A 22406-nucleotide genomic window follows, 5' to 3' on the forward strand; every position below is an offset into this window, starting at 1 on the left:
CAGATGCCGGTGGCGAAAACACCGGCTACGGATCACGCCGCCAAAGCGCTATCAGGAGCAGCCATCCCAGCAGAGCAGCCCCGAGGCCACCAGCGCTCTCGTCACTGTCCGGCGTCGTCACCGCAATCCCGCTGCCGGCATTCCCGATATCGCCGCTCAGAAGATTGACGGTAAATTCCGGGGTCGGCTGACTGCTCAGGGTTCTGCCTGCCTGGGTATCAATCCAGCTTTGATATTCGGCCACTTCGGTATAGACCCCGGGTACGGTCACCGCACAGCCGTTGCCGAAGCTCACCAGCCCGACCAGACGCAGGCCGAAGTCCGGATCCGCCGCGGCTTGCGGGTCCTGCCACACCAGCGGCCCGCCGGAGTCACCAAAGCAGCTGTCCCGGGCCAGATCCGGTGCCACTGATCCGGCACAGAGAAAAATCGAATAATCGCCGGTATTCACATTCGAACCCCACTGGGCATCGCAGGTCCGATCCGGTACCCCGGACAACAAGGTATAGCGGAGGGTCGAAGAGCCGGAATTCATGTCTTGCGGATCGGTACTGCCCCAGCCGGAGACCAACAGGTTCGGCGGACGGGCACCATTGGCGACCCAACTGTTGGCAAACACAGTATTCGCACGCTCCTGTGTTGCGCGATCGGCCATGCGGATCGGAATCGCCCCATCCGGCAAGGGGGCAGCCAGCTTCAGCAGCGCAATGTCGTTGGCAAAACGGGCCGAATTATAGGACGGGTGGATGGTCAGCTCAGTCACTGCCACAGCATTACGGTTGTTGGCTGAGAACAAGCTAGTGATCCCGCCCCACACCCTAATGTTGTTCACCGTGACGGTCGTCGCCCCATGCTGTAAACAGTGGGCTGCCGTCAGCACCAGATCCTGACTGATCGCAACGCCACCACAAACAAATGTGCTCTGACCGCCGTTGCTGTCGGGAAATGTCAGGTTGAGATAAATTTGCCAGGGAATATCCTGATTTCCGGATTCTACACCGCCCACAATTTTGGCCGTGATCCCATCCGTACCGACTGCTTCTTCCGTGGCAAAAGCCACGGGGGCAGAGGCGAAAAACCAATATAACAATAAGCCAAACAACAACTTATACATCAAGTTATACCTACTTGGCGGGTCGTTTATTGATTATAAGACAGCCTCAGATTTAACCTTTCGGAAAAAAGTATTAAACATGAGAATAACAACCAAATTGTTTGACAGGTGTCATAGGTAAATGCCGCGCGATTCGCTACATTCAAAGGAGGAAAAACAGTTCTATCAGAGCGTTAGCTATAGAAATTGAACCTAAGTTGCTACGGAGGCCCATATGTTTACTGTCGCCGATATGATGACGCCGCACCCACATACCCTCACCCCGTCCGATACGCTGGCCGATGCCAAGCGGCTGATGACGGAAAAAGGGATCCATCACGTTCCCGTCACGGATCAAGACAACCACCTGGTCGGCCTGGTCAGCCAGCGGGATATCCTCTCTGCTCAGGAATCAAGCCTGGAGCAAATCCAGAAAACCAGCTTTATCTCGGCGCTCGATATTCCGCTGAAACAGTGCATGCATACCCAGTTATTCAGCGTCGAGCCCCAAGCCGGGTTGAAGGCGGCCGCGCTCTATATGCAAAAGCACAACATTGGCTGTTTGCCGGTCTTGCACCACAATAAACTGGTCGGCATCATTACCGACAACGACTTTGTGGCCATTGCGATTAACTTGCTGGAGATCCAGGAAGAGAACGATCCCCCGGAAGCTGAGATGTCGGAGGCCGACAATGATCGCTATTAAGCCGGAAGGAGGCACCTCCCGCGTCTATGAATTTTCTTGCCCACCTGCACCTGGCCGATCACTGCCGCAGCCACCTGGCCGGAAACCTGCTGGCTGACTTTGTCCGCGGGGATCCGGACCGGGTGTACAGCCGGGAAGTTGCCAACGGCATCCGGTTACATCGCTTCGTCGACAGCTATATTGATGCCATGCCGGAAGTGCTGCGCTGCCGGGAACTCTTCAGCCCACAAACCCGCAGAGTCAGCGGCATCGCGCTGGACATTACCTGGGATCACTTTCTGGCCAGGCACTGGCAGCGCTACCATGCCCTGCCGCTGGCGGCATTCGTCAACGATGCCCACGCCAAAGTGACGGCCTATCGGGGAGCAGCTCCTGAGGCCTACCACCTGACCATGGCCCGGATGTGGCAGCAGCAGTGGCTGCTGCAATACCAGGATGTCGACACCATTCAAATGGCGCTGGAGCGCATGGCCAACCGACGCCCCAGGCTCTACCAACTTGCCCATTGCCCGGCGGATATCCTCCGGCACTATAACCAGCTTGAGCAGCAATTTTTCAGGATTTACCCCCAACTGATCGAAGCTGCGGGCACTTTTCGGGCACAGCAAGACGACAGCTCATCGCCTTCCCAATCCTGACCCTGCCTCACCGATCCTGACCTCTCCGATACAAATAGCGTTCCAGGCTCACTTCGTCATTCGCGATGTGTACCGATGCGTACTGTTTGAAAGAGACGCACTATATGGATGAACGCGCTGCGTGGCAGACAAAAAAAGGGAGCGCCAGGCGCTCCCAAGAAGACAACAGTAAATGTCACGATTTAACTTCACATTCAACGGTGTCGCATTCGCTCCACCAACCAAGATAACAACATCTTGCTAGGATTTTATGGCTGAAATCAGAACTGATCTTCTTCCGTCGAGCCGGTCAGCGCCGTCACGGAAGAGTTACCGCCCTGAATCACATTGGTCATCTTGTCAAAATAACCGGTGCCCACTTCCTGCTGGTGCGCAACGAAGGTATAACCCTTCTCTGCTGCCTGGAACTCAGGACGCTGGACTTTCTCAACATAGTGACGCATGCCCTCGCCCTGCGCATACGCATGAGCCAGCTCGAACATGTTGAACCACATGTTGTGAATGCCCGCCAGAGTGATGAACTGATACTTATAGCCCATATCCGACAGCTCCTGCTGGAACTTGGCAATGGTTTCCGCATCCAGGTTCTTCTCCCAGTTGAACGATGGCGAGCAGTTATAAGCCAGCAGTTGATCCGGGTATTGCGCATGGATGGCTTCGGCAAACTTACGCGCTTCTTCCAGGCACGGCGTCGCCGTTTCACACCAGATCAAATCAGCATACGGTGCATAGGCCAGACCACGGGCAATCGCCTGGTCGATCCCGGCACGCACGCGGTAGAAACCTTCTGCAGTGCGCTCGCCCTGGATAAAGTCTTTGTCATACGGGTCGCAGTCTGAGGTCAGCAAATCCGCCGCGTTGGCATCGGTGCGCGCAATGACCAGCGTCGTCGTGCCGGCAACGTCGGCCGCCAGACGGGCAGCAACCAGCTTCTGAACTGCTTCCTGAGTCGGAACCAGCACCTTCCCGCCCATGTGACCACATTTTTTCACCGAGGCCAGCTGATCTTCGAAGTGAACACCTGCGGCACCGGCATCAATCATATTACGCATCAGCTCGTAGGCATTCAGTACCCCGCCAAAGCCGGCTTCAGCATCGGCGACAATCGGCAGGAAGTAATCAATCCCTTCTTCCGGAGTAATGCCGTTGGCCCACTGAATCTGATCGGCGCGACGGAACGAATTATTGATGCGTTTCACCACAGCTGGGACAGAGTCTACCGGATACAATGACTGGTCCGGATACATGGTCGAGGCCGTGTTGTTATCGGCAGCAACCTGCCAGCCGGACAGATAAATAGCTTCAATCCCCGCCTTGGCCTGTTGTACAGCCTGACCACCGGTCAGTGCACCCAAACAGTTCACGTAGCCTTTCTTGGCTGAGCCGTTCACCAGCTCCCAGAGTTTGTCGGCGCCGCGCTGGGCAATGGTATTGGCCGGTGCAAAAGAGCCACGCAGGTTAATCACGTCTTCCGCTGTATAGGTCCGTTTTACATGCTTCCAACGTGGATTCTCTGCCCAGTCTTTTTCAATAGCTTCAATTTGTTGTTGGCGAGTCAATGTCATCTTGCTTTCCCTCGTTTCTATTTAGCGATAATCCGTTTAACGTCATCGTTATCGGCTGACTTTCTTTTCTCAGGCTTCTTCGGACATGGCCGACCACACAGCCGGCACTGCCCCTTATTATTCTGTTGAACACTATTTCAGGTAGTCATACCCCGGCAGGGTCAGGAAGTTCACCAAGTCGTCACTGGTGGTCAGTTGCGCCATTAACGTCGCAGCTTCCTGGTAACGACCCCGCTCAAAGCGCGCTGGTCCGACCTCCTCTTGCAGCACCGTCATTTCTTCGGCCAGCATCTGCTCGAACAGTGCTTTCGTCACCACCTGACCATTGCTGAGCGTCTTGCCGTGCTTGATCCACTGCCAGATGGAGGCCCGGGATATTTCGGCGGTTGCCGCATCTTCCATCAGGCCGTAAATCGGCACACAACCATTGCCGGAGATCCAGGCTTCGATATATTGCACCGCAACACGGATGTTATGACGCATCCCATCTTCCGTGCGCTCTCCGTCACACGGCGCCAGCAGTTCACTGGCTGTGATCGGCGCATCCTCTTCGCGGCTGACATCCAGCTGATTGGGGCGATCCCCCAAGGCTTCATCAAAAATCGCCCGCGCCGTATCAGCCAACCCCGGGTGCGCCACCCAGGTACCGTCGTGGCCGTTCTGCGCTTCCAGGGATTTATCGTTACGGATTTTATCCAGCACCCAGGCATTGCGCGCCGGATCCTTGGATGGAATGAAGGCCGCCATCCCGCCCATCGCAAAGGCGCCGCGACGGTGACAAGTCCGAACCAGCAGACGGGAGTAAGCATTGAGGAACGGCTTATCCATCGTCACCACCTGGCGATCCGGCAAAATCCGGTCCGGGTGGTTACGCAGCGTTTTGATGTAGCTGAAAATGTAGTCCCAGCGGCCACAGTTGAGCCCGACAATATGGTCTTTCAGGCTATAGAGGATCTCATCCATCTCAAACACCGCCGGCAGGGTTTCGATCAGTACCGTGGCTTTGATGGTGCCACGCGGTAAACCGAATTCATCCTCGGTAAACGAGAACACATCACTCCACCAAGCCGCTTCCTGATAGGCTTGTAGCTTCGGCAGGTAAAAGTAAGGACCGCTCCCCTTGGCTAACAGCTGTTGGTGGTTATGGTAGAAATACAGGGCAAAGTCGAACAGCGAACCGGGAATGGGCTCCCCCTGCCACAGCAGGTGTTTTTCCGGCAAATGCAGTCCGCGCACCCGGCAGATCAGTACCGCAGGGTCTTCCTTAAGCTGATAAGACTTTCCGGTTTCCGGGTGGGTATAAGAAATCGTGCCGTTGACGGCATCCCGCAAGTTGCGCTGCCCCTCGAGTACTTCATCCCAGGCGGGGGCAAAGGAGTCTTCAAAGTCTGCCATAAACACCTTGACGTTGGCATTCAGGGCATTGATCACCATTTTGCGTTCAACCGGTCCGGTAATTTCGACCCGGCGATCCTGCAAGTCCGCCGGAATATTGCGGATCGTCCAGTTGTCCTCTCGGATATGGGCGGTTTCCGGCAGAAAGTCCGGCAACGCGCCTGCATCGATGGCTTGCTGACGTTGTTCACGGGCCGCTAACAATTCCGGAACGCGTGAAGCAAAGCGTTGTACCAGCCGCTCAACAAACAGAAAGGCGTCATCCGTTAACATCTCTTTCTGTGCATCGGTGAGTAGTGGTTGTAGCGATAGCTTCACTTCGTGATTCATCGAGGTTGTTATATCCGTCATTCTTACGCTCCCTTGCAGCATGTAACTTAATCACCACTTCCATCAGTAGTCGTTACTCTGAGCCACCCGTTACCTGAGTAGCAACCCTGAAAATACGTTGCCGCAATCAGTCATCAAATGCAAGCATCGCCACGCAGAAACGCCGCAGAAAATACCAATCAAAAACCAATTAAAACAATCACTTGCAAAAAATAGAGCAATAACTCAAAACACTAAATTAAAACAATATTCAGCGAAATCCTCGGTATTGACGGGTTCCAGGAAATCGGACAGAAAATGTAACCAGTTACGAAATTAAATTACAGAATGAGCAGGTTCAAACCCTTGTTCAAAAATACGTTTTAAACAGCTGGATTTTGAATGAATCACTTCATTCTGATGAAATAACAGCCAGTTAAGTATAGAGAATAAACCAGATTTATACGCAACCAGCATCACTTGCTAGTCAATTGGTTTCATTTATTCGTGGAGCGAAACAGAATAAATCTACAAAAACAGAACCGGTATCCTCGGACACCGGTCTCTGAAAATATCGAAGTGGGTAAAAAAGACAGCATAACCTGCTGAGAATCGCAAAAAGTCGGAGTGGCGAGCAAAAAAGGGCTAGAGCAGCCCTTTGACAATCTCCGCCAGGCGGGCAAATGTTTGTGTACGGCTAGAGGTCGGACGCCAGACCAGGCCGATTTCACGGTAGGCTTCTTTGCCCGGCGGCTCGACGACCACCAAATTCTGGTTATCCAAAATCCCGTGATTGATCGCCATCTGAGGAATGAAGGTGGTTCCCAACCCGTTCGCAACCATTTGAACCAACGTATGTAAACTGGTTGCGGTAAACGGGTTGATCTTCTCTTTACTGGTCAGCTGGCAGGCAGAAACTGCGTGGTCGGTCAGGCAGTGCTCTTTTTCCAGCAAGAAGACGGATTCATCAGGCAAGTCAGCGTAACGCAAAGGGTTCGAGACCTGCGCCGCTTGTTTCTGGCTAATCACCATTTTAAAAGCATCCCGCCCCACAACTTCACTGTACATCCCGTTGATTTCCACCGGCAGCGCCAGGATCAGGACGTCCATTTCACCGTTGCGCAGCGCGGTCAACAAATTCGCGGTGGTATCTTCACGCAGCAGTAAATGCAGGTTGGGATGGAGCTGGTTGACCGCCTGCACCAAGTCACAGAGCAGGAACGGCGCGATCGTCGGAATACAGCCAATTCGCAACTGGCCATCCATACAATCGCCCTGATGATTCGACAGCTCCATCAAATCCTGGGTCCGGGCCAGCAGCTCCCGGCTCCGCTCTACGACATCTTCGCCCGTGGAGGTAAACACCAGGGATTTATTGTCACGCTCAATCAACTGGCACCCCAGTAACTCTTCGAGGTTCTGGACCCCGGAGCTCAAGGTTGACTGGCTGACAAAACAGCGCTTGGCGGCCTCGCCAAAATGCCGGGTTTCAAACAACGTCACCAGATAGTGAAGCTGCTTGAGGGAAGGAAACTTATTCATCGTAATTTCCGATTACATCAATCTATTTATTCCGCTTTTTTCAATGTATCAGTTCCGTTATAGTTTGTCCCGTTCAAACAGGAGCCTACCGCAAAGGTCGGCGACAAACCCAATCTATAGGAGCACCAATTTATGGTACTAGTAGGTCGTCAAGCACCAGATTTTACTGCTGCAGCTGTTCTAGGTAACGGCGAAATCGTTGATAGCTTCAACTTTGCAGAATTCACAAAAGGTAAAAAAGCGGTAGTTTTCTTCTACCCACTAGACTTCACTTTCGTATGTCCTTCTGAGCTGATCGCTTTCGACAAGCGTTTCGAAGACTTCAAAGAGAAAGGCGTAGAAGTAATCGGTGTTTCTATCGACTCTCAGTTCTCTCACAACGCATGGCGTAACACTGCTGTTGAAGACGGCGGTATCGGTCAGGTTCGTTACCCACTGATTGCAGACGTGAAGCACGAAATCTGCAAAGCATACGACGTTGAGCACCCAGAAGCTGGTGTTGCGTTCCGTGGTTCTTTCCTGATCGACGAAGAAGGTGTTGTTCGTCACCAAGTTGTGAACGACCTGCCACTGGGCCGTAACATCGACGAAATGCTGCGTATGGTTGATGCTCTGAACTTCCACCAGAAGAACGGTGAAGTTTGCCCAGCACAGTGGGAAGAAGGCAAGAAAGGTATGGACGCTTCTCCACAAGGCGTTGCTGCTTACCTGTCTGAGTTCACTGCAGACCTGGACAAGTAAGACCCATTTGGTCTTACCTCACACCTGCTCAACGGTGTGAGCGCTAAACGCGAAAGCGTAAAGCCGAAAAAGTCAGCCTAAATGGCAAAAAATGATGAGGCCCGGACACACCGGGCCCTTTTTGTATCTGCCCTCTTTCAGAGATTCCCCCACAGCGATTCCCCTCCAAACGCACTGCACCACGTGTTGTCATCTCATCCCCATCAGATTTAAACTGCCTGTCCTCGCCCCCTGAACCTGATCGGATTGCGATGTCATACCAACGCGAAGTCTGTATCGATAACATCGAATCCTTGTCGCTCGCCCAGCAAGGCGGTGCCACCCGCATCGAACTTTGCGCCGCGCTGGCTTTGGTGACCTGATCCCCAGCGGGATGCTCCATTATGCCGGGCAGGCCCATATGGGCAGCAGCGCCGAGGATGACTTTGCGATTCCTGTCACCGGAGCCGATAACATTGCCGCGGTAGCACAGATCCTCAAAACCTGTTGTGCTTGAATTAAAGCCCTTCAAACGAGCAGAGCCTGCAAATGCAGGCTCTTGGTTTACTCAACAGTGAACGAATTACCAACCAATGATATTGTCGGTTGGGTGCGGAGCTCGGCTGCCTCTGTCAAACCCTTTAGTGTAGAAATCTGGGATCCATTCACATGCAGCACCGGTAACTTTCTGAGTTGGGTCAATCAGATATTGCGTTGTCGGCTGATCGATACAGCTGACATCATTATAACTAAAGCCATGATCAACCCGGTTATTCACAGTGATCAACGATGCTGAATCACCGAGCTCAGTGACCATTTCTTCCGTCCAGGCGTATGGGGTCGCCGGATCATACTGACCGCCGATGACTAGGATCTGCTTGCCGCCCAGCTTAGACGCCAAATTCTGAACTGGCTCAATCGGATCACGCTGCGCCGCCCAACCCTGACACATATCCGCAGTTTGCCAATAGGTCAATGGACCATATAAGGTTGAAGCGTTGTAATAGTCATGGGCAGACTGAGTGATTTCAGCGTCCGTCAACGGCAACCGCTCATCGGTACAAACCACGGCTTTAAAGTGGGCGTTTCCGCGCAGGTCATCTTCCTGGCTGGCGTACACAGTTTTCGACTGAGTAGACTTATACCCGGTTGAGAATGTCTGAGCCAATGTCGCACCCTTGTCCTCATCCAGTAACGCCTTCAGCCCTGGATTAACCTTCTGCCAAAGTTCCTTTCTATCCGATTCGCGTGCTGTTGTCATGTACATCAGCGCAGATAAGTCATCAAAGCCCAGCGTATAACCATCATTGGTTCTGTAAGAGAAAGCGCCATTTTTGGATTGCCCATACACATCATAAAACAAGTCACGAGCTAAAGTTTCATAGGTGGTTTTACGATCAGGTGTTGGACGCCCCTCACTATTGGCATAGTCCAGACGATACGCTGCGATTTTTTCGTACCCAGCGGTATTACCAATTCGGATGGCCACATTGTTGGCATCGGTCGGGGACATCGGTGAATCCAGCACAATAGCTCTAACCCGCTCCGGGAACATGTTGGCATACAGTGAGCCCAACCGGGTGCCGTAAGAGTAGCCCAAGAAGGTCAACTGAGCATCACCCAGCTTTTCGCGCAGGCGGTCGAGGTCTTTGACAATGGTGTTACTGCCGATGTAAGGCGCGACCTGCTGGAAAGTGGCATCACAATTACCTTGACCTTTATCTTCAGCCACTGCACAGGTGGTCAGTTCATCGGCAAAGGCGCTCCAACCCGCACCACGTGGATCCATCCCGACAATATCAAACCGATCCAGGATCTCAGACGGAAAAGCATACTCCGCCATCCCCGCTGCGCCACCAACCGCAGGGGCACTCGGCCCACCAAAGTTCAGAATTAAAGAACCAATCCGATTGGCCGGATCCCGGGCTTTATGCACCCCATAGAACACCTCGACCATTTCGCCGCTTGGCGCATTATAATCTTTCGGCACCTGCATAAAATCACAGGTCAAATTTGCCGGACAGTTCTGGATGGCCAGTGCCCGGCGATCAGCAAACTGGTTACCGCCACCATCACCGCCGCCACAACCGGCCAAGATCAGGCAGGTCAGCGCCCCTGACATCAACTTATACATTTGTCACCTTTCTTTATTGTTTTTTTCATGCCGTTGTTTGTTGTGAGTTGCAACCGAGCACTCTTCCGACGAGCCCCATCAACCCGGTAGCATATGAGCATAAAATGAAACAACGTGCAATTATCACCCTTGTAAACACCGACCCAGTTAACCAAATGCTCGCTCTGCCCGGCCGGAGTCGGACAAAGATAACACTCCCACGCTCCCGTACTCGCGATTAGGGCGCTGGCACATTATCATAAACATCATGATGAATAAGGTCACACAGGGACAGGGAGAACGGAATGACCAGTGGTAAACCAGGCAAAAAGCTCAAAAAGAAAGATTACCAGAAAGAGCTGGAACGCCTCCAGATCGAACTGGTAAAGCTGCAGGAGTGGATCAAACACAGCGGCATGAAAGTCGTTGTGATCTTTGAAGGCCGGGACGCCTCCGGCAAAGGCGGCACAATCAAGCGGATCACCGAAAAGCTCAATCCCCGGGTTTGCCGGGTCGTGGCCTTACCGGCCCCCACCGAGAAAGAGAAAACCCAGTGGTACTTCCAACGCTATGTGGCGCACCTGCCTGCCGCCGGTGAGATGGTGCTGTTCGATCGCAGCTGGTACAACCGGGCCGGGGTCGAAAAAGTGATGGGGTTCTGTAACGATGAGGAATACGAGGAATTTCTCCGTGCCTGCCCGGAGTTTGAGCGCATGCTGCAGCGCTCCGGCATTATTTTGCTGAAATACTGGTTCTCGGTTTCTGACGAAGAGCAGGAAGCACGCTTTCTTGAACGGATCCATACCCCGATTAAACGCTGGAAATTCAGTCCGATGGATCTGGAATCCCGCGCCCGCTGGGCGGCTTATTCGGAAGCCAAAGACAAAATGTTTGCCTACACCGATACCAAACAATGCCCATGGTGGACCATTGAAGGGGATAACAAGAAAAAAGCCCGGATCAACTGCATCTCTCATTTGCTCTCTCATATTCACTATGAAGAGATCCAGTATCCGCATATCGAGCTGCCGCCAATTGACAAAACGGGTTATGTACGGGCGCCGGTTGACAGCCAGACCTTCGTCCCGGATCGGTTCGAAAGCAACGATTAACCCTGCTCCCACCAAGCAATATGATGATGCAAAAAAAGTCCCGGCCTCAGGGCCGGGACGCTTTTAAACACAATAAAAGTACTCAGGCAGATTAGCCGGACGACCCCGCCTGCTCTAAAATACTCTTCAGATCTTCCTGGCTGGTATGGCGAATGTCTTTGCCTTTGACGAAGTAAATGATGTATTCGCAAATATTCTGGCACCGATCCCCCACCCGCTCAATTGAGCGCGCGGACCACATCACCTGAAGCACATTCGGGATCGAACGCGGATCTTCCATCATGTAAGTCATCAACTGACGGATAATCGCTTCATATTCCCGGTCAATCCGATCATCTTCCTGATACACCTTCACCGCAGCTTTCACATCCATCCGGGCAAAAGCATCAAGTACTTCATGGAGCATTCGCACCGCATGCTGCCCCAGCGCCTCCAGAGACACCAGCAGGTTGTACTGCTTGTTCGTGAAGTTTTCCAGCGCCACTTTGGCAATACTTTCGGCCACATCCCCGATCCGCTCCAGATCGGTGATGGTTTTAATAATCGCGATCACCAGGCGTAAATCACTGGCTGTAGGCTGGCGCTTGGCGATGATCCGGGTACAGGCTTCATCAATCGCCACTTCCATCGCATTCACTTTGTGATCGTCTTTAATCACCCGCTTGACCAACTCGGCATCCTGCTTGTGCATTGCCTTGAGCGAGTCGGCCAGTTGCTGCTCCACCAGACCGCCCATCGCCAGCACATGGGTGCGGATGCTTTCCAGCTCCGCATTAAACTGACCTGAAATATGACGGCCAAGACTGAAGTTATCTACCATATCGACTCCTTAGCCGTAGCGGCCCGTAATATAATCTTCTGTTCGCTTTTCTTTTGGGGTGGTAAATATATCATTGGTATTGGCATATTCCACCAGCTCCCCCATATGCATAAACGCGGTATTGTCCGACACCCGGGCCGCCTGCTGCATGTTATGGGTGACGATAATCACCGTGTATTTGGTTTTCAGCTCGTTGATCAGCTCTTCAATGGTCAAGGTCGAGATCGGATCCAGAGCCGAGGTCGGCTCATCGAGCAGCAGCACTTCCGGCTCAATGGCAATCGCCCGGGCAATGACCAGACGTTGCTGCTGACCGCCGGACAGACCGAAAGCACTCTCATGGAGACGGTCTTTCACCTCATCCCATAACGCCGCCCCGCGCAGCGAATTTTCAACGGCATCATCCAGCACCCGGCTGTTTTTGATCCCCTGCAACCGCAAACCATAAACCACGTTCTCATAGATTGATTTCGGAAACGGATTCGGACGCTGGAACACCATACCGACCCGGCGCCGTAACGCGGCCACATCCACTTGATTGTCGTAGATATTCTGTCCGTGCAACATGATCCGGCCGTCTACCCGACAGCCTTCCACCAGCTCATTCATCCGGTTGATACAACGCAGCAGGGTCGACTTGCCGCATCCCGACGGGCCGATAAACGAGGTCACTTTTCCCTTGGCAATCCGCATATTAATATCAAACAGCGCCTGGTGCTGACCGTAATGCAGATCCAGTCCCTCGATCGACATCGCCGTTTTTGCTTCGGATAACGAGGCTAAATCTTCCGGCTGAAATAAGCCGATAGTCGAATTAATAGAAAACATTTACTGTCCTGAGTCCCGTTACTGTTCCAGAGCGCGGAATTTTTCGCGTAAGTGATTGCGGATCCCGATCGCCGTCAGGTTCAACCCGACGATCACCGTCACCAAGAGAAATGATGTGGCGTACACCAGGGGTCGGGCGGCTTCAACATTCGGACTTTGAAAGCCGACATCATAAATATGATAGCCAAGGTGCATGAACTTGCGCTCCAGGTGCAGGTATGGAAAGTGCTCATCCACCGGCAACGCTGGCGCCATTTTCACCACCCCGACCAGCATTAGCGGCGCTACTTCCCCGGCAGCACGGGCCACCGCCAGGATCAACCCGGTCATGATTGCCGGGCTCGCCATCGGCAGCACAATCCGCCACAAGGTTTCGGCCTGGGTCGCCCCCAGCGCCAGCGAGCCGTGGCGCACCGAACTCGGGATCCGGGCCAGGCCCTCTTCCGTCGACACGATCACCACCGGCAATGTCAGAATCGCCAGCGTCAGTGCCGACCACAGAATCCCGGGGGTGCCGAAAGTGGGGGTCGGCAGCTTCTCGGAGAAGAAAAGCTCATCAATACTGCCCCCGACCATATAAACGAAAAAACCAAGGCCAAACACCCCGTAAACAATCGACGGCACCCCGGCCAGGTTAATCACCGCAATGCGGATCAGCTTGGTAAAACTGTTCTTGCCGGCATATTCGTGCAGGTAAATCGCAGCCATGACGCCCAGCGGCGTCACAATCACACTCATCAGCAACACCATCAGCACGGTGCCGAATATCGCCGGAAACACACCGCCTTCGGTATTGGCTTCACGCGGCGCTTCGCTGACAAATTGCGCGACCTGATACCCCCAGTGCGCGATCTTATCCATCAGCGACATATTGTTGGGATACCAGATATTGAGCACCTGATCCAACGGCAGACGAACGGTCTCCCCGGTCATCTCCCGCACCAGCAAGGCACGATCATCGAGTTGCTGGCGCAGGGCAATCAATTCCATTTCCAGCTGGCGGAATTGTCGCTCCAGACGCTCACGCTGCTGGGTGAAGGTCGCCTGTGTCCCCTGGCGACGTTCCTGCCGGTGCAACTGATCCAACTGCTGGCTGACCTGCACGATCGCCGTGTCCTGCAGCATCTTGATTTGCGAGCGGATCTGATCGGCGCGGGCCAGCGCAAACGGAAACTCACTGAGCGGCAGGCGTTTTCCGTCTTCCACAAACGCAATCGGATAGCCGTAGAACTTGCCGTTCTTCAGCCGATCGATCACCGCCACATCCATCGCCAGCGTACGGCTTTTGATGTCCGGCTCCAGCAGGGTAATAAAGTCCAGCGACACCCGCTCGCGGTTGCCAATCTTAACCAGGTAACGGTTGACCCGATCGCCAGAAAGTGCGGACACATCGCGCCCGGCTTCAGCCAACTGGCGCACCGGCACCGACCGGACCTCGTAAATTTCGCCAATCAGCACCTGCGGGTGCGCCGGGCCATCCACTTCAAACTGATACACCGGTGCCGGCCAGAAATAACTCAGCCCTTTCCAACCAATCAATAGCAATAAGCCCAGTACGGCGACCAGGCTCAGGCTAACCGTGCCGGCCGTCATCCAAATCCATGGCGCGCCGGATTGAAACCAGTTTTTCATGTGTTCAAACAATTCATTATCGTCACCTGTGAATGCTTGTCCTACAACGAACTATATCGCTCTCGCAGTCGCTGGCGCACCAGCTCTGCAATGGTGTTAAACAGGAATGTAAATACAAACAAAACAAACGCCGCCAGAAACAGCACCCGATAGTGCGAGCTGCCGACTTCGGACTCCGGCATTTCAATCGCAATGGTTGCCGACAGCGTGCGTAATCCTTCGAGGATATTCCAGTCCATCAACGGCGTATTGCCGGTCGCCATCAGCACAATCATGGTTTCGCCGACAGCGCGCCCCAGCCCCATCATAATGGCGGAAAAGATCCCCGGACTGGCCGTCAGCAGTACCACCCGGGTCAGGGTCTGCCAATGGGTCGCCCCCAATGCCAGCGAGCCGCTGGTCAAATGGCCCGGCACCGAGAAAATCGCATCTTCTGCAATCGTAAAGACCGTCGGGATCACCGCAAACCCCATTGCTATCCCCACCACCAGGGTATTGCGCTGGTCATACCCAATGCCCCACTCACTGGCCAGATAGACCCGCAAATCGCCGCCAAACAACACCTGCTCCAGCCACGGTCCCAAACTCAGACAGCCATAAGCGAGCAGGATAATCACCGGAACCAGCACGATCAGGTGCAATCCGCCCGGTAAACGGACCCGCCAGGCCGCCGGCAACAGCAACGACCAGATCAGGCCGACCACCAGCATCGCCAGCGGAAACGTCAGAATCATCAGCAGCACCCCGGGCAGGTACGTTTCAATCACCGGTGCCAGCCAGATCCCGGCGAGAAAGCCCAGGATCACCGTCGGCAGCGCTTCCATGATCTCCACCGTCGGCTTGATCACCTGACGCATCGCGGAAGACATAAAGTAAGCGGTGTAAATGGCCCCGGCCAAAGCCAGCGGGATGGCAAACACCATGGCATACAACGCAGCTTTCAGGGTCCCGAAGACCACGGGCACCAGGCTGAGTTTGGGTTCAAATTCATCGCTGGCCGAGGTCGACTGCCAGACATACGCCGGCTCAGGATAGCCTTCATACCAAATTTGCTGCCACAGCGAGGCAAAACCGATTTCCGGGTGGCGATTATTAACCCGGTAGATCTGCCACTGATCGCCATTGACCGTCAGCAAGCGATCGGCCCGGGGCGAAATCGCCATCCACTCCGGGATCTGCTCAAATCGTGTTTCCTGATAAATCGGCCCTTTGACCGTGGTGTAGAAGGCCGATAACGTCCCGTCCTGCTGCACCGCGAAAAATCCTTTGCGCGAATACTCCGGCACCAGATGTGCCGCAGGGCTGCCCGGTGCCAACTTAAATTCACGTGCCTTTACCATCTGCCGCTGCCCGTCGCGCAGCACTTCAAACCACTGGGCAATCCCCTGCGCTCCGGTGCGGATCAACAACGAGTTGGCCCCGGAGAGCAAGGTCAGCTGCGACGCGCTGCCCGGCTCGGTCCCGATGTCCACCACCTCGCGCACATAAGACTGTTCACCGCGCAGTGCGACCACATAGAGCCACTGGCCCCCCAGCGCATACAGGGTCCGGGCATCCGGCGTCACCGCCAGTGCTTCGATCTGCCCCGGCACACCTTCTACCGCAAACAATCGCGACTGCCATGTGCCCTGCTGGTTTTGCAGCCGGACTGACTTTTCGAAGGTCGCCACCCGAAGCCGCTGATCAGCCGTGATACCGGCAATCACGCCCCGATCGTCACGCAACGACGCCGCCAACCGGATCACCGGCTGTTGCTGCGGATCCAATTGAATAGGTTCATGCCCCAGGGGATAAACGATATCAGGGTGACTTTGCCGCATCGCCTGCGGTTTGGACGACGGTTGCGCCGGGTGCGAAGCCGGCTCAGAAAACGTGGCACCGGAAACCGGCTTAAATAACACCACCTGACCCGCGCCGTTGCCGTAGGCGAAGACCTCTTCCCGCGGCAACGTGCGTGCCACACTGGTGGGCTGTGCCATCACCTGGAACTGACGGATCACCTGGCCGGCCTGCGCGCCGTCAATCGACAGAAAACTCAGGGTTCCCTGCGTCGACAACCGGTAGGCCAGATCGTTTTGTTCACTGACTCGGATCACGGCCGGCTGATCAGGAAAAGCCGCCGTGAACGTCTGCTGGGATGTCACTCTGACCGAGGCAAAAATCGGCATCATGACATAGAGCAAGTAGAAAAAAATCAGAACTAAAGTAACAAGGACGAAAATGCCGCCGGCCGTCACCCCATATCGCGCCAGTTTATCTTTTACCCGGCGTCCAGGGCTGTCTCCTCTTAAAAAATCACCGGCGTCAGCCATTATTACCTCAAAAAATTTATACGTTTACAGATAATATGTCTTTTAGATGACAATTATATGACAGCTTCCGGACCGCTGACCACTTCCCTTTTTCACCCCGCTGCGAACCCATTAGATTGACATAAATTTGCAATAAAATGTCATTAGTCTTAATGATTTATGACCCCAGACTGATTTCAATGGCCGCTCCATGAATGCATCTAGACAGATCATGCTCATGCTCACATAATGAACTAGCCTATTACGAAAAAGGAAGTCGTTATGAAGCATCTCGTGATTACAGTGATCGGTAAAGATCGCCCGGGTCTGGTGGAGACCCTGTCTGAAACGGTTTACCAAAATCATGGCAACTGGCTCGCCAGCAGTCTGAGCAAACTCGCCGGACAGTTTGCCGGGATTGTCCAGGTTGAAGTCGCCACTCAGTACGTATCGCTCCTCAGCCGGGCTCTGGCTGACATTGCCGACCTGCAGATCCACATTGTCGAAGACGACAGCAAAGCCATCCCGATCACCACCCTGCACCACCTCACGGTCACCGGGAACGATCGCCTCGGCATTGTCAAAGAAGTCACCGGCAAGCTGAAAGAGCTGGGGATCAACATCAATAAACTCAAAACCGACACCCAGAGTGCGCCGAACTGGGGCTACCCGATTTTTATCGCTGACTTTCAGCTTGAGCTGCCGGCTGAGCTTCAGTTAGACATCGTCCAGGATGAGCTGGAAAAACTGGCAGATGATCTCAACATCGATATTGATGACAACTGATCGCCTTTCATTTCGCCCTTAAGCTTATTAGCAGGAACACAATGAGCACGGAACCTCTCTATCAAGAAAAAGAATTAAGTTGGCTTTCCTTTAACGAACGCGTCCTTCAGGAGGCGGCAGACAAGTCGGTGCCGCTGATTGAACGGGTGCGTTTCCTGGGGATCTTTTCCAGCAATACCGATGAGTTTTACCAGGTCCGCTTTGCTGACGTGAAACGCCGGCTCCTCATTAACGAAGAGCAGGGCGGCGATCAGGGCGCCAAACAACTGCTCAGCAAAATTCAGAGCCGGGTCCTGAAACTCAACCAGGACTTTGACAGCCTGTACAACGAAATCCTGCTGGAAATGGCCCGGCGCCATATTTTTCTGGTGAATGAACAACAACTGGATGACAACCAGCAGGTGTGGCTGCGCAAGTACTTCCGCAATGCCATCTTGCCCCATGTCACCCCGATCCTGCTGACCGCCGACATTGACCTGCTGGAATTCCTCAAGGATGAATACTCTTATCTGGCTATCGAAATGCAACAAAACCAGAAGAAGCGTTACGCCCTGATCGAAATCCCGACCGACCAGTTGCCGCGTTTCATTCAGTTGCCGGAAGCCAAAGGCAAACGACGCAAGACCTTAATTTTGCTCGATAACATTCTGCGTTTCTGCCTCGATGATATCTTCAGCGGCTTTTTTGAGTATGACAGTCTGGCAGCGTACTCGATGAAGATGACCCGGGATGCCGAGTACGATCTCAGCCTGGAAGTCGAACACAGCCTGATGGAGCAGATGTCGGAGGGCCTGAACCAGCGCCTGACGGCGATGCCTGTGCGGTTTGTCTATCAACGAGACATGCCGGCCGATATGGTCGACGTGCTGTGCCGGATGCTGAAAGTTTCCAGCTACGACAGTATCATTCCGGGCGGCCGCTACCACAACTTCAAAGATTTTATCGGCTTCCCGAATGTCGGGCGCAACTACCTGGAAAACAAACCACTGCCGCCACTGGACAGCTTCCACTTCACCAATGCCCGCAATGCGTTTGAAGCCATCAAAGCCCAGGATATCCTGCTGTATTATCCGTACCACACCTTCAACCATATGACCGAACTGGTGCGCCAGGCCGCTTATGATCCGAAAGTGCTGGGGATCAAAATCAACATTTACCGGGTGGCCAAAAACTCCCGTATCATCGAATCGATGATCGATGCTGCCAACAACGGCAAGCTCGTCACCGTGGTGGTGGAGTTGCAGGCACGTTTCGATGAGGAAGCCAACATCCTCTGGGCCCGCCGCCTGACCGAAGCCGGTGTGCATGTGGTGTTCGGAGTGCCCGGTTTGAAAATCCACTCCAAACTGTGCCTGATCACCCGCCGCGAAGACGACCGTCTGGTGCGCTATGCCCACATCGGGACCGGGAACTTCCATGAAAAAACGGCGCGGATCTACACCGACTTTACCCTGATGACCTGTGATGATGAGATCACCGCGGAAGTACGCCAGGTGTTCGGCTATATCGAAAACCCGTACCGCCCGGTGAAATTCAGGCACCTGATTGTCTCGCCGCGCAATTCCCGCAGCCGGTTATATGATCTGATTGATCGCGAAATTGCCCATGCCAAGCAAGGTTTGAAGGCCGGGATTATACTGAAAGTCAACAATCTGGTAGACAAGGGCCTGATCAACATGCTGTACCAGGCCAGTGGCGCCGGTGTGGAGATCAAACTGATTGTCCGTGGCATGTGTGCCCTGATCCCGGGACTGAAAGGGATCAGCGAGAATATCTCGGCCATCAGTATCGTCGATCGCTTCTTAGAGCACCCGCGGGTGATGGTGTTTGAAAACAGCGGAGATCCGGAAGTGATTATCTCCTCCGCCGACTGGATGACCCGCAACATCGACAACCGGATTGAAGTCGGCTGCCCAATCAGGGACCCGGCCCTCAAGCAGCGAATTATTGATATCCTCAATATTCAGCTCAGTGATACCGTGAAGGCCCGGATTATCGACAAAGAGATGAGCAATCAGTACGTGCCGCGCGGGAACCGCCGCAAGATCCGCTCGCAAATTGAGATCTATGATTATCTGAAGCAGACTGAGAAACAGCTGCGCAAGAAGGCAAAAGAAGCCGAGAAGGCGGAGAAATCAGAGAAAGCGGAGCAGCCTGCACCAACCGAAAAAGTAGAAAAAGCGATGATGAACAATGATTGATAATGAACGCCCCCGTGAAATTGCTGCGATCGATATTGGCTCCAATAGCTTTCATATGGTCGTGGCCAGGGTCGTCGGTCAAAGCCTGCAGATCATCAGCCGGCACAAGCAGCGTGTCCATATGGCCAGCGGCCTGGATGACTATCAAAACCTGGATCAGGCTGCCATTCAGCGCGGCCTGGACTGCCTGGCGATGTTTGCCGAGCGCCTGCAGGGATTTGACCCGGACAATGTGCGGATCGCAGCCACCTACACGCTGCGCCAGGCCCGCAATGCCCATGTTTTTATCAAGCGGGCTGAGCGGGTGATCCCCTACCCGATTGAGATTATCCCCGGTACCGAAGAAGCCCGCCTGATTTACCTCGGCGTGGCCCACACCCAACCGGAGAAGAACCGCAAACTGGTGGTGGATATCGGCGGCGGCAGCACCGAGCTGGTGATCGGCGAAGATTTCCATGCCCATCTGCTGACCAGCAAGCATATGGGCTGTGTCAGCTACCACAAGAATCACTTTGCCAAAGGCAAAATCAGCAACAAGAACATGGCGGCGGCCACCCTGGCGGCAGAGCAGAAACTGGAAAGTATAGCCGGGAAATACCGCCTCAGCGGCTGGGACAGTGCCCTCGGCTCGTCCGGCACCATTAAGGCGATCCGCGAAGTGCTGGTCGAATCCGGCCATAACGACGGCATCATCACCCCGACGCGGCTCCAAGAGCTGACGGAGAAGATTCTCCAGTTCAAACATACCGACGATTTGACGCTGCCCGGCCTGACCGATGATCGCAAATCGGTCTTTCCGGCTGGGGTTGCGATCCTCAATGCGATTTTTAAGGCCCTGAAAATCGAAGAAATGACCTTTTCAGACGGTGCGCTGCGCGAAGGCTTGCTGTATGAAATGGAAGACCGGTTCCGCCACAGTGATATTCGGACCCGCACGGCCAGCGCCATGGCTGAACAATACAATGTCGATCTCGAGCAGGCCACCCGGGTCAAGGCCACGGCGGAAATGCTCTATGATCAGGTGGAATCCCAACCCGGCCTCGCCAAAAGCGAGCTGGCAACCCTGCTGAGCTGGGGAGCCCTGCTGCACGAAGTCGGCCTGAGTATCAGCTATCCGGGGTTTCACCGTCACTCAGCCTACCTGCTGCGCCACAGCACCATGCCGGGCTTCAACTTTGAGCAACAATCGGTACTGGCGACCTTGGTCCGATTCCAGCGCAAGAGCCTGAAGCTCAATGAGATGCCGGAGCTGACCATTTACAAGCGCAAGCACCTCTATCCGCTGATCCGGACCCTTCGCCTGGCCGTGGCACTGAACGGACAACGCTCCGATGAGCCGCTACCGCGGATCCAGGTCAAAGCCAACAAGGAAATGTGGGAGATCTCCTTGCCTCAGGGCTGGGAGGAGAACAACAAGCTGCTGGCCGCCGATTTGAAAGTAGAGCAGGACTACTGGAGCCGTGCCGGCTGGAAACTGGCGATTACTTCCTGAGCTGTAACCAACTCTCTCTGATCGCTGCCGAGAATCATTGCCGGGCCCATGCCCGGCTTTTTCCACGCTGTGCTGCAATCTCGCCTTTCCGGTCAAACTAGTCTTTCAGGTCAAACTTAGTCCGTCAGCCCCAACCGCTGCAGATCGGCCTGGACCATGGTCGCCGACAGCGGCACATAACCATCTTTTTCAACAATATCCTGGCCTTCACTGGACAGTACGTAGCGAATGAACTCCGCCTGCAGGGGCTGCATGGGCTGGTTCGGATGCTTGTTGACATAAATATAGAGATAACGGGCCAGCGGGTAGCGGCCACTCAGCGAATTTTCGATCGTCGCTTCTACGTAATCGTCGCCTTCCCGAGCCACCGGGATCGCCCGGATACCCGTGGTTTTGTAACCAATCCCGGAATAACCGATCGAGTTCAGCGAGCTCGAAACCGACTGCACCACTGACGCCGAGCCGGGTTGCTCATTGACGTTATTGCGAAAATCGCCCTGACACAACGCGCGCTGTTTAAAGAAACCATAAGTACCGGACACCGAATTACGACCAAACAGCTGGATCCGCCGCGCGGCCCAACTGCCGCTTAACCCGAGCTGACCCCAACGGGTGATCGGCTCGGTGCCGCCACAGCGCAAGGTCCGGGAATAAATGGCATCGAGCTGGGTAAAATTAATGCCCTGCAGCGGGTTGTCCTCATGAACAAACACCGCCAGCGCATCAATCGCCACCCGCACGGCCACCGGCTCATAGCCATACGCCTGCTCAAAGGCTTCAATTTCTTTGGCTTTCATCTGGCGGCTCATCGGCCCCAGCTGCGCCGTCCCTTCAATCAGTGCCGTCGGGGCCGTCGAGGATCCCGCCGCCTGAACCTGAACATTCACCCCGGGGTACAAGCGCTTGAATTCTTCCGACCAGTAAGTCATCAGGTTAGCAAAGGTATCGGACCCCACCGAGGACAGATTCCCCGAAACCCCACCGACTTTTTGGTACGGTTGCAAACTGGCTTCAGTATCCGGCTCAACAGCCTGAACGGCCGTCACCCAACTGCCAAGCAGCACCCAAGCCGCAAGACGCAGACAGACATGACTGAACTTCATAACACGAATATCGGCTCTCCTGTTCGGACTCAAATAAAAACGACAAAAGCGGCATGAGAT

The 22406-nt window shown here is 54.2% G+C and carries 17 protein-coding genes and 1 pseudogene; 8 read left to right on the forward strand and 10 right to left on the reverse strand.

The annotated features are described in order from the left end of the window. Window positions 1–25: 25 nt before the first annotated feature. Complete coding sequence (locus tag VV869_RS10145; RefSeq protein ID WP_337734834.1) at window positions 26–1114, reverse strand: S1 family peptidase; 1089 nt, start codon at window positions 1112–1114, stop codon at window positions 26–28. 214 nt (window positions 1115–1328) lie between these two features. Between VV869_RS10145 and VV869_RS10150 the strand changes: the two genes are divergently transcribed. After that, on the forward strand, window positions 1329–1799 hold the full coding sequence (locus VV869_RS10150; protein WP_337734835.1) for a CBS domain-containing protein: 471 nt from the start codon (window positions 1329–1331) through the stop codon (window positions 1797–1799). A gap of 26 nt (window positions 1800–1825) precedes the next feature. Continuing rightward, window positions 1826–2437, forward strand: a complete 612-nt coding sequence (locus VV869_RS10155) for an acyl carrier protein phosphodiesterase (protein WP_337734836.1) — start codon at window positions 1826–1828, stop codon at window positions 2435–2437. 260 nt (window positions 2438–2697) lie between these two features. Here the strand turns inward: VV869_RS10155 and aceA are convergent, their stop codons facing one another. The 3 genes from aceA to VV869_RS10170 form a co-directional block, all read right to left on the reverse strand. Further along, entirely contained in the window at window positions 2698–4002 is a 1305-nt protein-coding gene (aceA, locus tag VV869_RS10160; protein WP_337734837.1) for an isocitrate lyase, read from the reverse strand. A gap of 132 nt (window positions 4003–4134) precedes the next feature. Beyond that, the gene (gene aceB / locus VV869_RS10165) at window positions 4135–5748 is read right to left on the reverse strand and encodes a malate synthase A (protein ID WP_337734838.1); all 1614 of its coding nucleotides are present in this window, start codon (window positions 5746–5748) and stop codon (window positions 4135–4137) included. Window positions 5749–6351: 603 nt separating this feature from the next. Continuing rightward, window positions 6352–7248, reverse strand: a complete 897-nt coding sequence (locus VV869_RS10170) for a hydrogen peroxide-inducible genes activator (protein ID WP_337734839.1) — start codon at window positions 7246–7248, stop codon at window positions 6352–6354. A 132-nt stretch (window positions 7249–7380) separates the two neighbouring features. On the opposite strand from VV869_RS10170, the gene VV869_RS10175 reads away from it, so the two are divergent. Continuing rightward, the gene (locus tag VV869_RS10175; protein WP_261600784.1) at window positions 7381–7989 is read left to right on the forward strand and encodes a peroxiredoxin; all 609 of its coding nucleotides are present in this window, start codon (window positions 7381–7383) and stop codon (window positions 7987–7989) included. 251 nt (window positions 7990–8240) lie between these two features. Then, window positions 8241–8342: pseudogene (locus VV869_RS10180) on the forward strand (copper homeostasis protein CutC); the annotation flags it as partial. A 209-nt stretch (window positions 8343–8551) separates the two neighbouring features. On the opposite strand, the gene VV869_RS10185 reads toward VV869_RS10180, so the two are convergent. Beyond that, on the reverse strand, window positions 8552–10102 hold the full coding sequence (locus VV869_RS10185) for an alpha/beta hydrolase (RefSeq protein WP_337734840.1): 1551 nt from the start codon (window positions 10100–10102) through the stop codon (window positions 8552–8554). A 284-nt stretch (window positions 10103–10386) separates the two neighbouring features. On the opposite strand from VV869_RS10185, the gene ppk2 reads away from it, so the two are divergent. Further along, the gene (ppk2, locus tag VV869_RS10190; RefSeq protein WP_337734841.1) at window positions 10387–11193 is read left to right on the forward strand and encodes a polyphosphate kinase 2; all 807 of its coding nucleotides are present in this window, start codon (window positions 10387–10389) and stop codon (window positions 11191–11193) included. A 91-nt stretch (window positions 11194–11284) separates the two neighbouring features. Here the strand turns inward: ppk2 and phoU are convergent, their stop codons facing one another. The 4 genes from phoU to VV869_RS10210 are packed head-to-tail and all read right to left on the reverse strand — an operon-like array spanning window position 11285 to window position 16785. Further along, window positions 11285–12013: a phosphate signaling complex protein PhoU gene (phoU, locus tag VV869_RS10195; RefSeq protein ID WP_337734842.1), complete on the reverse strand. Its 729-nt coding sequence runs from the start codon at window positions 12011–12013 to the stop codon at window positions 11285–11287. Between the two features lie 9 nt (window positions 12014–12022). Further along, window positions 12023–12841, reverse strand: a complete 819-nt coding sequence (gene pstB / locus VV869_RS10200; protein ID WP_337734843.1) for a phosphate ABC transporter ATP-binding protein PstB — start codon at window positions 12839–12841, stop codon at window positions 12023–12025. Between the two features lie 18 nt (window positions 12842–12859). Beyond that, complete coding sequence (pstA, locus tag VV869_RS10205; RefSeq protein WP_337734844.1) at window positions 12860–14473, reverse strand: phosphate ABC transporter permease PstA; 1614 nt, start codon at window positions 14471–14473, stop codon at window positions 12860–12862. Window positions 14474–14514: 41 nt separating this feature from the next. Further along, window positions 14515–16785: an ABC transporter permease subunit gene (locus VV869_RS10210; RefSeq protein ID WP_337734845.1), complete on the reverse strand. Its 2271-nt coding sequence runs from the start codon at window positions 16783–16785 to the stop codon at window positions 14515–14517. Window positions 16786–17046: 261 nt separating this feature from the next. On the opposite strand from VV869_RS10210, the gene VV869_RS10215 reads away from it, so the two are divergent. Genes VV869_RS10215 through ppx form a run of 3 tightly spaced genes read left to right on the forward strand, consistent with a single transcriptional unit; the run spans window position 17047 to window position 21243 of the window. Beyond that, window positions 17047–17550: a glycine cleavage system protein R gene (locus VV869_RS10215; protein WP_337734846.1), complete on the forward strand. Its 504-nt coding sequence runs from the start codon at window positions 17047–17049 to the stop codon at window positions 17548–17550. A gap of 41 nt (window positions 17551–17591) precedes the next feature. After that, window positions 17592–19751, forward strand: a complete 2160-nt coding sequence (gene ppk1 / locus VV869_RS10220) for a polyphosphate kinase 1 (RefSeq protein ID WP_337734847.1) — start codon at window positions 17592–17594, stop codon at window positions 19749–19751. Further along, a complete protein-coding gene (gene ppx, locus VV869_RS10225) occupies window positions 19744–21243 on the forward strand; it encodes an exopolyphosphatase (RefSeq protein WP_337734848.1) in 1500 nt (499 codons plus the stop codon). Before ppk1 ends, ppx begins: the two co-directional genes overlap by 8 nt. Before the next feature lie 116 nt (window positions 21244–21359). On the opposite strand, the gene VV869_RS10230 is transcribed toward ppx, so the two are convergent. Beyond that, window positions 21360–22346, reverse strand: a complete 987-nt coding sequence (locus VV869_RS10230; RefSeq protein ID WP_337734849.1) for a PstS family phosphate ABC transporter substrate-binding protein — start codon at window positions 22344–22346, stop codon at window positions 21360–21362. Window positions 22347–22406: the final 60 nt, after the last annotated feature.

The organism is Photobacterium sp. MCCC 1A19761, assembly GCF_037389125.1.
Classification (GTDB): domain Bacteria; phylum Pseudomonadota; class Gammaproteobacteria; order Enterobacterales; family Vibrionaceae; genus Photobacterium.

Excerpts from the sequence above, each read along its gene's own strand:
- VV869_RS10145 (WP_337734834.1), bottom strand. The coding sequence starts at position 1,114 with ATGTATAAGTTGTTGTTTGGCTTATTGTTATATTGGTTTTTCGCCTCT.
- VV869_RS10150 (WP_337734835.1), top strand. The coding sequence starts at position 1,329 with ATGTTTACTGTCGCCGATATGATGACGCCGCACCCACATACCCTCACC.
- VV869_RS10155 (WP_337734836.1), top strand. The coding sequence starts at position 1,826 with ATGAATTTTCTTGCCCACCTGCACCTGGCCGATCACTGCCGCAGCCAC.
- aceA (WP_337734837.1), bottom strand. The coding sequence starts at position 4,002 with ATGACATTGACTCGCCAACAACAAATTGAAGCTATTGAAAAAGACTGG.
- aceB (WP_337734838.1), bottom strand. The coding sequence starts at position 5,748 with ATGACGGATATAACAACCTCGATGAATCACGAAGTGAAGCTATCGCTA.
- VV869_RS10170 (WP_337734839.1), bottom strand. The coding sequence starts at position 7,248 with ATGAATAAGTTTCCTTCCCTCAAGCAGCTTCACTATCTGGTGACGTTG.
- VV869_RS10175 (WP_261600784.1), top strand. The coding sequence starts at position 7,381 with ATGGTACTAGTAGGTCGTCAAGCACCAGATTTTACTGCTGCAGCTGTT.
- VV869_RS10185 (WP_337734840.1), bottom strand. The coding sequence starts at position 10,102 with ATGTATAAGTTGATGTCAGGGGCGCTGACCTGCCTGATCTTGGCCGGT.
- ppk2 (WP_337734841.1), top strand. The coding sequence starts at position 10,387 with ATGACCAGTGGTAAACCAGGCAAAAAGCTCAAAAAGAAAGATTACCAG.
- phoU (WP_337734842.1), bottom strand. The coding sequence starts at position 12,013 with ATGGTAGATAACTTCAGTCTTGGCCGTCATATTTCAGGTCAGTTTAAT.
- pstB (WP_337734843.1), bottom strand. The coding sequence starts at position 12,841 with ATGTTTTCTATTAATTCGACTATCGGCTTATTTCAGCCGGAAGATTTA.
- pstA (WP_337734844.1), bottom strand. The coding sequence starts at position 14,473 with ATGAAAAACTGGTTTCAATCCGGCGCGCCATGGATTTGGATGACGGCC.
- VV869_RS10210 (WP_337734845.1), bottom strand. The coding sequence starts at position 16,785 with ATGGCTGACGCCGGTGATTTTTTAAGAGGAGACAGCCCTGGACGCCGG.
- VV869_RS10215 (WP_337734846.1), top strand. The coding sequence starts at position 17,047 with ATGAAGCATCTCGTGATTACAGTGATCGGTAAAGATCGCCCGGGTCTG.
- ppk1 (WP_337734847.1), top strand. The coding sequence starts at position 17,592 with ATGAGCACGGAACCTCTCTATCAAGAAAAAGAATTAAGTTGGCTTTCC.
- ppx (WP_337734848.1), top strand. The coding sequence starts at position 19,744 with ATGATTGATAATGAACGCCCCCGTGAAATTGCTGCGATCGATATTGGC.
- VV869_RS10230 (WP_337734849.1), bottom strand. The coding sequence starts at position 22,346 with ATGAAGTTCAGTCATGTCTGTCTGCGTCTTGCGGCTTGGGTGCTGCTT.